This window comes from uncultured Rhodococcus sp., from assembly GCF_963525155.1.
GTDB lineage: Bacteria > Actinomycetota > Actinomycetes > Mycobacteriales > Mycobacteriaceae > Rhodococcus_F > Rhodococcus_F qingshengii.
In genome coordinates this window covers 1-12,547 of record NZ_CAURKP010000150.1, presented here as the reverse complement: position 1 = coordinate 12,547, position 12,547 = coordinate 1, and the positions used below count along the sequence as shown (strand labels likewise).

General features: G+C 61.9%; 12 protein-coding genes. 3 read left to right on the top strand and 9 right to left on the bottom strand.

Annotation, left to right across the window (positions count from 1 at the left end; all coding sequences use genetic code 11):
* The 8 genes from RWT78_RS22985 to RWT78_RS22950 form a co-directional block, all read right to left on the bottom strand.
* On the bottom strand, positions 1–410 hold a 410-nt coding region (locus tag RWT78_RS22985), incomplete at its 3' end, for a 6-phosphogluconolactonase (RefSeq protein ID WP_314681093.1).
* The gene (murQ, locus tag RWT78_RS22980) at positions 411–1,328 is read right to left on the bottom strand and encodes an N-acetylmuramic acid 6-phosphate etherase (RefSeq protein WP_314681096.1); all 918 of its coding nucleotides are present in this window, start codon (positions 1,326–1,328) and stop codon (positions 411–413) included.
* A gap of 97 nt (positions 1,329–1,425) precedes the next feature.
* A complete protein-coding gene (locus tag RWT78_RS22975; protein ID WP_003941452.1) occupies positions 1,426–2,301 on the bottom strand; it encodes a MurR/RpiR family transcriptional regulator in 876 nt (291 codons plus the stop codon).
* Positions 2,298–3,494, bottom strand: coding sequence for an anhydro-N-acetylmuramic acid kinase (locus RWT78_RS22970; protein WP_314681087.1), 1,197 nt, complete (start codon positions 3,492–3,494; stop codon positions 2,298–2,300). The genes RWT78_RS22975 and RWT78_RS22970 overlap by 4 nt, the downstream gene beginning before the upstream one ends.
* Positions 3,495–3,540: 46 nt before the next feature.
* Positions 3,541–4,872, bottom strand: coding sequence for an MFS transporter (locus RWT78_RS22965; protein ID WP_314681084.1), 1,332 nt, complete (start codon positions 4,870–4,872; stop codon positions 3,541–3,543).
* A 104-nt stretch (positions 4,873–4,976) separates the two neighbouring features.
* A complete protein-coding gene (locus RWT78_RS22960; RefSeq protein ID WP_081557465.1) occupies positions 4,977–5,957 on the bottom strand; it encodes a linear amide C-N hydrolase in 981 nt (326 codons plus the stop codon).
* 17 nt (positions 5,958–5,974) lie between these two features.
* Positions 5,975–7,882, bottom strand: coding sequence for an alkyl/aryl-sulfatase (locus RWT78_RS22955; protein WP_037129586.1), 1,908 nt, complete (start codon positions 7,880–7,882; stop codon positions 5,975–5,977).
* Between the two features lie 109 nt (positions 7,883–7,991).
* On the bottom strand, positions 7,992–9,395 hold the full coding sequence (locus RWT78_RS22950) for an MFS transporter (RefSeq protein WP_003941462.1): 1,404 nt from the start codon (positions 9,393–9,395) through the stop codon (positions 7,992–7,994).
* Positions 9,396–9,507: 112 nt separating this feature from the next.
* Between RWT78_RS22950 and RWT78_RS22945 the strand changes: the two genes are divergently transcribed.
* Positions 9,508–10,110, top strand: coding sequence for a helix-turn-helix domain-containing protein (locus RWT78_RS22945; protein ID WP_064075792.1), 603 nt, complete (start codon positions 9,508–9,510; stop codon positions 10,108–10,110).
* On the opposite strand, the gene RWT78_RS22940 is transcribed toward RWT78_RS22945, so the two are convergent.
* Positions 10,107–10,886, bottom strand: coding sequence for an IclR family transcriptional regulator (locus tag RWT78_RS22940; RefSeq protein ID WP_003941461.1), 780 nt, complete (start codon positions 10,884–10,886; stop codon positions 10,107–10,109). The two genes, RWT78_RS22945 and RWT78_RS22940, sit on opposite strands and share 4 nt — an antisense overlap.
* A 167-nt stretch (positions 10,887–11,053) precedes the next feature.
* Here RWT78_RS22940 and RWT78_RS22935 point away from each other — a divergent pair, with 167 nt between their 5' ends.
* A complete protein-coding gene (locus RWT78_RS22935) occupies positions 11,054–11,821 on the top strand; it encodes a CoA transferase subunit A (RefSeq protein WP_007726398.1) in 768 nt (255 codons plus the stop codon).
* Positions 11,818–12,480: a 3-oxoacid CoA-transferase subunit B gene (locus RWT78_RS22930; protein ID WP_020906493.1), complete on the top strand. Its 663-nt coding sequence runs from the start codon at positions 11,818–11,820 to the stop codon at positions 12,478–12,480. Before RWT78_RS22935 ends, RWT78_RS22930 begins: the two co-directional genes overlap by 4 nt.
* Positions 12,481–12,547: the final 67 nt, after the last annotated feature.

Below are 12,547 nucleotides of genomic sequence, written 5' to 3'. Positions count from 1 at the left end.
TGTCCGTTCAGGCCGATGCCGAGGATCTGCACGTCGATGGGACCGTTTTCGGCGATGGCAGCGTCGTAACGCCGGGCAGCGTCACTGGGATCCGCGGCCCCGCCGTCGGGGCTGAACACTCGCGCATTGTCGATGTCGAGGTGATCCACGAGTTCCGTGCGGATGGTGTGCGCGTAGGACTGCGGCTGATCGGACGTGAGACCTACATACTCGTCGAGAAGATACGCGCTCATCGCCGCGAACGACACTCCCGATTCTCGATGCCTCTTGATCAGCTCTCGATACGTGTGCAGCGGTGACGATCCGGTCGCGAGGCCGAGCGTCCGCGCTCCGTTTTCGATTGCGCCACAAACGATATCTGCAGCGATTCGCCCGCCGTCCTCCGGACTGGGAACTATGACGATTTCCATTCAGACATCCTCACTGCTCTTGCCGGCTCCGACGATGGCCTCACGTACCGAACCCGAAGCGCAGTCCAACAGTTCGGTTGCTTCGGCGAAGTCGCATTCGGCCAACAACATGACGACCGCTGCCTTCACATGACCATCGGCATTGTCGATGGTCTCCGCAGCGATCTCGGTATCGACTCCGGTGGCTGCCGCGACGATCCGGTTCGCACGATCGACAAGCTTGGCATTGGTCGGCCGAAGATCGACCATCAGATTGTGGAATGCCTTCCCGGAGCGAACCATACTGGCCGTGGAGAGCATGTTGCACACCATCTTCTGCGCAGTTCCGGCCTTGAGCCTCGTCGATCCGGTGAGGATTTCGGGCCCGGTCTCCACTTCGATGGCCACGCCGGCGTGAGAACTCATTGCCGCGTTCCGGTTGCACGAGACTGCCACTGTTGCAGCGCCGAGTTCGCGGGCGTGATCGAGTCCCCCGATGACGTAGGGGGTACGACCGCTGGCAGCCAGACCCACCACGACGTCGTTGGCGTTCAACGAGATTGCGTCGAGATCGACCCCAGCCGCTCGCGGATCGTCCTCTGCCCCCTCGACGGCGTTCAGAAACGCTCCTGGGCCACCGGCGATGATGCCGATCACCTCGCCCGGATCGGTCCCGAACGTCGGAGGGCATTCCACCGCGTCGAGAACTCCCAGACGCCCACTTGTCCCCGCTCCCAGGTAGATCAGTCGACCACCTTGTGCTCGGGCCGCGACGATCAAGTCGACTGCGGCTTCGATGGCGGGTAGTACCGCTGCCACCGCGTCGGCCACGATTGCGTCCTGTTGATTCATCACCGTCAGCAGACCCGACACCGACATGACATCGAGATCGCGGGTCAGAGGGTTGGGTCTCTCGGTGGAGAGCATTTCCAATTGCATTGTGGCGAGTCCTCCTCGATCGATATTCATTACGACGACTCCTCGTCAGTACTCACAGCGACGACTCCTCGTCAGTACTCACAGCGACGACTCCTCGTCAGTGCCGCTTCGAAGCAATGGCATCATGGCTTCGTTGCAGAGCAGAGAGTGCGCTGGGCAGCGAGTGCGCCACCATCGCAAAAATTGTGTCGACTACCAACAGCTGACCGGTGCGGCTTGCCATCGCAGCCGATCGGAAACCGAATTCTCTACCGGCAGTGAGCAGAACGTGATGTGACTGCACGGCGAGCGTCGATCGTGCCCCTCCGGTGATCGCAGCCGTCGACGCCCCGGTTCGACGGGCAAGGGCAAGTGGTTCCACGACATCCGAAGTCTCACCTGAATGTGAGATCCCCACTGCGATGTCGTCCGGTCCGAGCAAGCTGGCGCTGACCATGGCCGCGTCTCGGTCGAGATGAACCCGGCAGTTGACGTCGATGCGAGAGAGCTTCAACGTGAGGTCTTGCGCGACGATGCCAGAGGCGCCGATGCCGTAGACCTCGACGCGGCGGGCGGATCGAATCCGGGACACAACTTCTTCGAGCGCAGCAGGATCTGTCAATTGCGCCGTGCCCTTGAGCTGTTCGGATTCGAACTCGGCGAGCTTGGCCATCACCTCACCGGCCGAGTCGGCAGCAACGATGTCCACACCGAGCGGGATCGTGTTCTCTGTACCGGACCCGCTGATCGCCGCCAGCGCGAGACGAAGCTGTGGATAACCCTCGAAACCGAGTCGTTTGGCTGTGCGGACCACTGTCGCCGTGCTTGTCGACGCTCGTTCGGCGAGGTCGTTGACCGTCAGGGTGGAGGCCAGACTGGGGTCGGCTTCGATGATTTCGGCGATCCGCAGCTCGGCAGGCGAGAGGCTGCTCAGTGATGCACGAATACGAGCAAGCAGGTCGACGGACGCCGGAGCACTCCGGTCCAAAGTCATAACGCCTCGATTCGCATCGTTCTCGGAGCTGACGGCACCGATGTGATTCTAGGCAGCCCACGGCTTCCTGGCGTCAGAGATCCGAGCACACTGGCGTGACGCGCACCGGTGCACGAAGCGATGCTGCCGGGCAATCCGTGCGCGGTGAGATAGCCGAGAACCGCGAAAGCCAATGCTTCCTTGATATCGGAGGTGACGCCGAGTTCGTCCGAAGAGACAAGCGCTATGTCGCCCAGTTCGTCACGGAGCATCGCCATCAACGTCGGATTCTTGGTGCCACCGCCTGACACCACTACTTCGATAGCCGCGAGTGCTTTGACGGAATCGGCGACGGTCCGGGCGGTCAGTGCAGTCAGAGTCGCGACGATGTCGGCCAGAGGCAACGACTCGTAGCCCTGCAGAGCGGCGAGCAGATAGTCCCGATGGAACAGTTCCTTGCCCGTGCTCTTGGGAGCGGGCCGCGCGTAATACGGTTCGCTCAGTAGTTGTGCCAGCAGATCGACGTTCGGTGTGCCCGCTGCGCCCAGAGCCCCACCGAGATCGAACCACAGCTCCCCGGCAGTGAATTCGCCTACCGCAGCGTCGATCAGCGCATTTGCGGGGCCGGTGTCGAAGGCAATCGGCACTGCGGCACCTTCTGCCGTCGATGTCGGGGCGCCACCCGGAGCAGTGACGTTCGCGATGCCACCGAGATTGAGCGCGACGGAACCCGAAGTTCTTCCGTTGAGCCACAATACGTCGAATGCGCTGACAAGTGGAGCGCCCTGACCACCCGTCGCCACGTCGCGAGAGCGCAGGTCCGACACGACCGTGCATCCGGTCTTCTCGGCTATCCAGGCCGGCTGCCCGAGCTGGAGAGTGCCCTTTACTTGCGCTCCTTCGACCCAGTGGAACATCGTCTGACCATGTGAGGAGATCAATTCCGCACTGCCACCGCACAGTTCCGCGTTCGCCCGCGCAGCCACGGCCGCGAATGCCTGTCCGATCTCGGTGTCGAGTTGGCAGATCTGACCGACAGTGGTGGACGCCGGCGGTACCGCAGCAGCCACCGCTGCCCGCAACTCACCGGAATACGGTTCGCTGACCATCCCCAGTGGGGTCAGCACAAGAGTGTCCCCGTCGATCCGGATGTCTGCTGCGGCAGCATCGATAGCGTCGTACGAAGTACCGGACATCAGACCGATGACTATCATGAAATATCCCTTACTCGCATCGTTTCGGCATTCGGAAAAGCTGCGGTCAGTCGACGAGTGCCCGCTTGTGGGCATTTCCTCGCAAGGTACTCAAGGCGATCGCACTGACGGCGCACGTTGCCATCACGAAGTAGGCCGGAATATCGAGATTGGACGTTTCCTTGATCAACCACGTGATGATCAAACCGGCGCAGCCCGAAAAGACCGCGTTGGACAGGGAGTATGCGAGTCCCAATCCGGTGTACCGGACCGAGGTGGGGAACATCTCGGAGAGCATGGCGGGTCCGGGTCCGGCAACAAGTCCCACTGCGGCGCCGGCGGCAAACACTGCAAATCCCTTGGCTGTCAAAGACGTCTGCTCATTCTGCAGGACGTTGAGCAGCGGCAGAGCCAAGACCAGAATTATCACGGTGCCGGTGAGCATGACCGCGCGTCGTCCGATGCGATCGCTGAGTCCACCCGCGATCGGAATGGTCACCGCGAAGCCCGCATTGGCGAGCACGGAAGCAACAAGTGCCTGATGGAAAGTCGCGTTGAGCGAACTTTGAAGATAAGTCGGCATCACGACGAGGAACGTGTAACCGGCAGCAGACCACCCCATCAACCGCCCGATTCCGAGCAGAATCGCCCTGGCTGTCTCTCCGACAGTCGGCTGCACTACAGGCGCCGGCGCATCAGCTGTCGGTTCGGACTGGACTGATCGAGCACGCTCGAACGACGGCGTTTCTTCGAGGCGGAGCCTGAGCCACAGAGCAACCAGACCCATCGGAAGTGCAAGGAGGAACGGAATGCGCCAGCCCCAGTCACTGAGCTGTCCCGAGTCGAGGACAGTAGCGAGGAGTGCTGCGATCCCCGCACCGGCGAGCAGTCCGAGCGCGACGGTGAACGACTGCCACGAGCCGTACAGCCCACGTCGTCCGGGCGGAGCAAACTCGGTCATCACCGACACTGCACCGCCGAACTCACCACCGGCCGACAATCCCTGCAGAATTCGAAGGACCGTCAAGAGCAGCGGTGCCAGAATTCCGACGCTCTCGTAGGTGGGGAGCACACCGATCAGGGTCGTCGCACCCGACATAAGCAGAAGAACGATCACCAAGGTGGGGCGTCGGCCGATGCGGTCACCGAGTCGACCGAACAGCGCGGCCCCCACTGGGCGGAAGAAGAAGGCCAACGCAAACGACGCGTAGGTCTTGATCAGGCTTTCGAGGTCGCCGGAGCCGTCGGCGCTGAAGAAGTTCGACGCGATGATCGTCGCGAAGAACCCGTACACACCGAACTCGTACCACTCGATGAAATTTCCGACGGAGCCGGCGACGAGCGCCCTGCGCCGTTTGAGCTGCGCACCATCGTTCCGTGTCTGCACTGTGATGCCCATGCCGTCCTCCGTTGACGAAACCCGAATATGCAACAAAGTTTCATCTGAACGGAGTAGAAATGTCAAGAAGTTTCACGATTGGATTTTTGCTACGCCCGGAAGCCTTATGCTCCCGCGAACGTGAATGCCTCCGCCCGTTCGAACTGGTCAGTGGAGTCACCGGAATAGACGGTGCTCTCGTTCGGTCCGAGTCCGAGCTTTCGGACGGGTGTCCCTTCCGCGAGATCCATCGACGCCACGTCCACCCAGAAGGTATTGGGCGTCATCGCCGACTCGAAGAAATAGAGCGTGCGTTTGTGATCGACGACGGTGCGCCAACGGGTCGATGAGATGTTGGGCTCATCGGGAGTCGAAATTCCCAGGGGCACCGACACATTCCGAATTACACTGAAGGTGGACGCCAACGCCGCCCGCGGATCGTCCGTCTGCGGTATCGCATCGACATAGAACGACGCCCGAGCGAATCTGTCAGCGGCACGGTTTGTTCCGGGCAGCATGACGGTCCCGTTGATCTGCTTCCAGTACTCGTTGACGGCGAGTTGCTGATCGAAGATCGGCGAATTGGTCATCACCTGGTACTCACGGCTGTGATGAATCGTCGGGCGTCCACCGACGTACTCGATGATCGCGCTGTCTCCCCCAGCGTCCGAGAGCGACATGTGCAGCGTTGCGAGGCGGTCTTCGCCGGGAACGGCAGCGGTCACTACCGTGAACGGTTCCGACGCGAGCACTTCGACCGCTTCCTGAACTGTCGCAAAGCGATCCAGGACGTATTGCGCCCACGCCGCGATCGACAATCCCGGGGTCGAACCGTCATACGTCGGGTACTCGGACTCGACCAACCACAAGAGATTGGCAGACAGCCCAGCCTCGTTGACCCCGTCGGTCGTGCACATGTCGTAGGCCGTCGCGACAACACTTCCGTATTTCGACGTCCACTGTATCGAGTTCGGACCTGCGCAGCCCCCTCTGGTCATGCCGCGCGGGAAAGCCCAGAGGTTTGTTCCGAGATCGACCTTCCAATCCATCGATCGAGCAGTGATCACAGTGTCGTTGGGCCCCAAGTAGACCAAGCGTGTACACATCGAAAACTATCCCTTCGTTACGGCGTGACGATATTGAAACTGGGATCGAAGGTATCGAGCAACCCTCCCAGCGTCTCGAGCGCTGATTCGTCTCCGTCGAGCGAAATCTTCCCGGCCTTGGCCAGTTCGGCGGCCGCGCCCGGTTGCAGAAGCGCTCCCACGAGTGCCGCTTTCGGGCCCGAGACCGTCAGTTGTGTGTTCGGTGACGCGCCCTTACGTGCATTGAGGACGCCGCGCTTGACCCACGCAGTCCATGCCTCGTCGCCGCGATCGGTGAACACGAAATCGATCCGCAGTTCCGCATCGGTGGCCTTGTCGCCGATGAGATGTATTGCAACGAAGTCGAAGAGGATGTCGATGGGCATCGCGAGGACACTGTCCTGACTTGCCGTGACGTACGGGGCAGGCTGGGCGCCCTCGCGTAGTTCCAACGCGGCCGAGAGATAGATCCCACGCCACTGCGGCCCTTCGGCTTGATAGCCCATCTGCTCGTAGACGTCGGCTTGCAGGTTCCTCGCTTCGGCGTTCTCCGGTTGCGCGAACACCAACTTGTGCAGGATCTCTGCCGCCCATCGGTAGTCCGCGGCGTCGAATGCCCGCTTACCCTCGTCCAGGATCTTCTGCGCGCCAAGGAGATCGACGAACCTCTTCGCCGATTCGACCGGCGGATGAGGATGAAGCGACACCGGATCGCCGTCCCACATTCCCAGTTCCTTGGTGTACACGGCGCGAACGTCGTGGTGCAGAGTTCCGTGATATCCGCGGTTGTACCACTTGCGCCCGAGTTCGTCCGGCAGTTCGATCACCTCGGCAGCTTCGAGCGGTGTGTACCCCTTGTTCGCGAGACGGAGTGCCTGGTCGTGAATGTACTTGTAAGTGTCCCTTTGCGATTCGATGAACGGCACCAGGTTCTCGTTACCCCACACCGGCCACGTGTGCGGTCCGTAGTGAACAGCCGCTTCGTCTCCCCACCGCTCGAGAGTCTCGTCCAGATACCGAGCGAAGTTCCGAGCGTCGCGAGTGCGCGCACCTCTTAAGGTCTGGATGTTGTGGAGCGAATGATTGGCGTTCTCCGCACAGGTCAGCGCGGCGAGTTCGGGGATCCAGATGTGCATTTCCTCCGGAGCCTCGGTATCCGGCGCATACAGGAACTCGAATTCCAGACCGGCGATCTCACGCTTCGTTCCGGTCTCCGTGATGCTGTCGGTCGGCGAAATATACGAGATCTGAGGGCCTTTGGTGCTGAGCACGCCGATTCCGCAGGAGACTGCCCCTTTCGGGCCGAGGTCGAGCAATCCACCGAAGGCATAGAAAGAACGCCGGGCCATGGCATTGCCGGCCACAACGTTCTCACCGATCGCGAACTTGTCGAACGATGCGATCGTGCCGGGTGCGATGATCGGCACCTTTCCCGACGCAACGTCCTCGACGTCGACGATTCCTTTGACTCCGCCGTAGTGGTCGATATGGGTGTGTGTGTAGATGATCGCCGCAACCGGCTTGTCGCTGACGTGCTCACGAATCATCTTCATGCCCTGACGTGCCGATTCGACTCCGGCCATACAGTCGATGACGATCAGTCCCTCGTCGCCTTCTACGACCGTCAGGTTCGCGATGTCGTTGTTCCGCACCTGGTAGAGGCGATCCGTCACCTGGTAAAGCCCACCTCGGCGTATGACCTGACTCTGGCGCCACAGGCTGGGGTTGACGGTGTCGGGTGCGGGGACGTCGTCACCGATGTACGCCAAAGCGTCCGGGTCGAAGACCACATGCCCGTCGTCGCCGAGAACGTTGCCCGGCAACGGAGCGATCAACCCTCGATCCGCGTCGGCAAAATCCTGCCGGTCATCCATGGCATACCGCGCGACTGCCTCGCGATTCGCCGTGACTGTGGCCGGTGTTGCGTCCTTAGGTGTCTGGCACATGGCACTCCCCGCTCGGATACGACGATCTGATACCCCATCATCTGTATCGGTTGGGCGCGCGCTTGGAATCACCCGCGCAGGGTGAAGCTCGCACGAACACGCGAGGTGATCAGCCGGGGAGTTCCTCGGAATTCCGAGATGCGAGTGCAATTAACAGGACTGCGATCCCACATCCGGCAACCAGGATCCATCCCAGCCTCGATGCCTGTGCGACGTCTACCGGTGCACTGCCGCCGATAATGCCGCCGGCCAGCGCCACACCGAGAGCGGCACCGAATTGGCGTGCACTGGAGGTTATTCCACCGGCAAGCCCCGCCTGCGATCTCGGCAGCCCGTTGACGGCGGTGTTGGTGATGGGGGCATTCGAGAACCCGAATCCGATACCGAGGAACAGGTAAGCGGCCAACAGCATCGGAATCGCCGTGTTGTTGTCGAGCGAGACCAGGCACAGTCCACCGAGCGTCGTGAAACTACCGGCGATCAGCAGCGGCCGCCGCGGGCCGAAGCGTCCGACGAGTATTCCGGACAACGGCGCGCAGACCGTTGCCGCAACGGCCATCGGGAGGGTGATCGCGCCGGCCAGGGCCGGACTCATACCGCGGGAGTGCTGCAAGTAGAACGTGCCGAGCAGTAGCGTCGCGTTCAACGCCACGAACACCACGACAGCGCCGATCACAGCCGACGAGAACGGTCTGCGGCGGAAGAGTGCGAGATCCATCAGTGGCTCGCGCTTGCGTGATTCGACGCGGATGAATGCGGCCAACGCTGCAGCAACAACGACATACCCTGCCGTCGCCGCGGCAGAGAACCATCCGATTCGCGGACCCTCGATCAGAAGGGCGACCGCCCCGCCGACAAGAATCACCAGTAGCAACTGACCGGGAAGGTCGAGACGTCGCGACTGCTGCGCTCGGGACTCCGGTACAAACACAGCAGTCAAGACGAGCACGGCCAAGATCACCGGCACGTTGATCCAGAAAACCGATCGCCAGCCGAAACTTTCGATGAGCACACCGCCGACGATCGGCCCTGCCGCCATACTCAGGCCGAAGACCGCGGCCCACACCCCGATCGCCTTGGCCCGCTCCTTCGGGTCGGTCATCACGTTGACCACGATCGCCAAGGCAACCGGACTGAGCATCGACCCACCGACGCCTTGGACGATCCGCGCCGCGATCAGCACCTCCACGGACGGAGCGAGTGCGCAGGCAATCGACGCCACCCCGAAAACGACAAGCCCGATCTGAAAGACTCGTCTCCTGCCGAATCGATCGGCCACCGCTCCGGACGAGATCAGCAAGCTGGCCAGGACGAGTGTGTACGCGTTGACGACCCATTCCAGACCACGGGTTCCGACGCGAAATCCCTCACCGATCGTCGGCAGGGCTACGTTGACGATGGTCGTGTCCAACCCGACGACGAACAGGCTCGTGCAGCAGATCGCCAGGATGCCCCATCGCCGCCGTGCATCAAGTCCGATCACTTGCGGTTCGATCCCGCTCGAAGGTTTCATGGTCGGACTCCATCTCTCGAAGTGCTCTGCCGTACTCGACTGTCGAAAGGATCGTTGCTCTCCAGCGTCCGAAGCCGGTAGAAACTTTGCGGAAACTGCAAAGATGGACGGCATGGATGCTGAATTCGAGCAGTTGATCACCGATATCGGACCGAGACTGCGCACGCTCCGACGCGATCGCGGATTGACCCTCGAGGGCCTGTCCGAAGCCACCGGCATCTCTGTCAGCGCACTCTCACGCCTCGAATCGGGTAAGCGTCGTCCCACCCTCGATCTGCTGTTGCCGCTTGCCCGAGCGCACCGGGTCGCGCTGGACCAACTCGTCGGCGCCCCCGCTACGGGCGATCCTCGGGTCCATCTCACCCCGAGCCGACGCAAGAACGGCAGTGCCGTCGTTCCGTTGACGCGATATCCCGGCCGCGTGCAGGTCTTCAAGCAGGTGATCGGGCCGCGTCCACCGAAGCTCGTCACCCACGCCGGCTACGAATGGCTCTACGTCCTCGCCGGGGATCTGCGTCTCATCCTGGGGGCGAACGAGGTTCTCCTACACCCCGGGGAAGTCGCGGAGTTCGACACTGCCGAGCCCCACTGGTTCGGGCCTGCCGATGAACAGGTGGTGGAAATCTTGCATCTTTTCGGCCCGCAAGGCGAGAAGGCACACGTGCGCACGAAGGCAAAAACTACTACTGCACAAGACCTGGTTCCCGAAAGTTAGTTCACTGCATGCGTTTTCAATCGGTTCGACAGTGTGTGAGCGTGCTCGAGGAGCAGCGTTCCCAACTCGGCATGACGCGCGGGCCGGAAGCGAGTTTCCACTCCGGTCAGGCTCAACGCCCAGGCCGGGCGACCGTTGCGGTCGAACACCGCGGCACCCATCCCCCAGCTTCCCTCGACGATGAGGGCTGGATTGACGGCGTAGCCGGTGACCCGCGTCGACTCGATTCGCTCTCGAATCGATGTCTCACTGTGGATCTCACCCCATTCCGAATCCAGATTCACCCGGGCGAAATAGTCGTCGACGTCCCGCGCCGGTAGGTGGCTCAAGATGGCAAGGCCGGCCGACGCGACTCCCAACGGGAAACGCTTCCCCTCGTGCAGCACGTGAGATCGCAGCGGAAAACTGCCTTCCTGACTCAGGATGCAGACAGTCTCGTCACCTCGACGTGCCGACAGGAAGGCGCTCTCCCCCGTGACCCGGGCAAGTTCGTCGACGACGTCGCGAGCGCGGTCGGTGATGTCGTACCGATTTCCGGCCGCCGCCCCCAGGAGGTACAACTCCGGGCCGAGAGACCACCGACCGGTTCGTGCGTCACGGTCGACCAGCCCTTCGGCAGCCAAGGACGTGAGCAGTCGGTGCGCGGTGGGCCGAGCGAGGCCGGTGAGCTTGCCCAACTCCGTGGTGGAAGCGCCCGTTGGTTCGGACGCGCCGAGGGCTCGTAGAAGTGCCGCCACCCGCGCGACCATGGCCGGCGATTGCTCGTGAGTTGGCATGCCTTCATCCTAGCGTCCATTCAGTGAACGAATTTCCTTCAGATGGTCAGTAGTCGATCAGTTCACTGTGGATGTTCGAGATTGCTTGAACCTGTGAACTGGAGATAGTTCACTGGATATCGAAGTGAGTGAGTGTCTACTCAATGAACGCCTGGCAGGGAGAGAACATGACAGCAAAGGTGTACGAGTCCGCAGCGGAGGCGGTCGCCGACATCGTCGACGGCGCAACGCTGGCCGTCGGCGGATTCGGCTTGTGCGGCATCCCCGACGTGTTGATCGACGCGATCGCAGCTACGAGTGCAACCGACCTCGAGGTGTTCTCCAACAACTGCGGCGTCGACGATCACGGTCTCGGAATCTTGCTGAGCGCCGGCCGTATCCGACGAGTGACGGCGTCGTACGTCGGTGAGAACAAGGAGTTCGCCCGGCAGTACCTGGCCGGCGAACTCGAAGTGGAACTGACGCCGCAGGGAACGCTCGCTGAGCGTCTGCGCGCCGGCGGAACCGGAATCCCGGCATTCTTCACACCGGCCGGAGTGGGTAGCCCCATCTCCGACGGCGGAATGCCATGGCGCTACGACGCCGACGGCTCGATCGCAATCGCCTCTCCCCCGAAGGAGACTCGCGTCTTCGGCACCAAGCGTTACGTGATGGAAGAGGCGATCAACGCCGACTACGCACTCGTGCACGCCGTTCTCGGAGACACCGACGGCAACCTCGTGTTCGACAAGACCGCGATGAACTTCAACCCCCTCGCCGCAATGGCCGGTCGCATCACCATCGCGCAGGTGGAACGCCTCGTCGAACCCGGTGAAATCGACCCGGCGTCAGTGCATCTGCCTGGGGTCTTCGTCCAGCGCGTTGTCCACACCGGACCTCAGAACAAGCGAATCGAAAAGCGAACCGTCAGCGCCTCGGAAGGAACCACACGATGACCGCACCAGTGACAGTGACGGGTTGGACGCGCCAGCAGATGGCAGCGCGGGCGGCCGCAGAGATGATCGACGGCGAGTACGTCAACCTCGGAATCGGTCTTCCCACACTGATTCCCGGATACCTGGGCTCGGACGTTCGTGTGGTCCTGCACTCGGAGAACGGAATTCTCGGCACGGGACCGTATCCCACCGAGGACAACGTCGATCCTGACCTCATCAACGCCGGCAAGGAGACGGTCACCGTCAATCCCGGTGCGGCATATTTTGATTCAGCCCTCTCGTTCGGGATGATCCGCGGCGGCCACATCGACACCGCAGTCCTCGGCGGTATGCAGGTGTCGAAGACGGGTGACCTCGCCAACTGGATGGTGCCAGGCAAGATGGTCAAGGGCATGGGCGGCGCAATGGACCTGGTCCACGGCGCTCGACGCGTCATCGTCGTCATGGAGCACAACGACCGCGACGGCAACCCCAAGATCGTCGACGCGTGCACCCTGCCCCTGACCGGCCAGGGCGTGGTGAATCGGATCATCACCAACCTCGCCGTCATCGACGTGAGCGACGAAGGCCCACTCGTCCTGCGTGAACTCGCCCCCGATGTCAGCGTCGAAGACGTAGTCGCCGCAACCGGCACCGAACTGAAAGTTGAACTGGCATGACCGACACGACCACTGTGATTGTTGCGGGAGCTCGTACCCCGATGGGTCGACTCCTCGGATCGTTGAA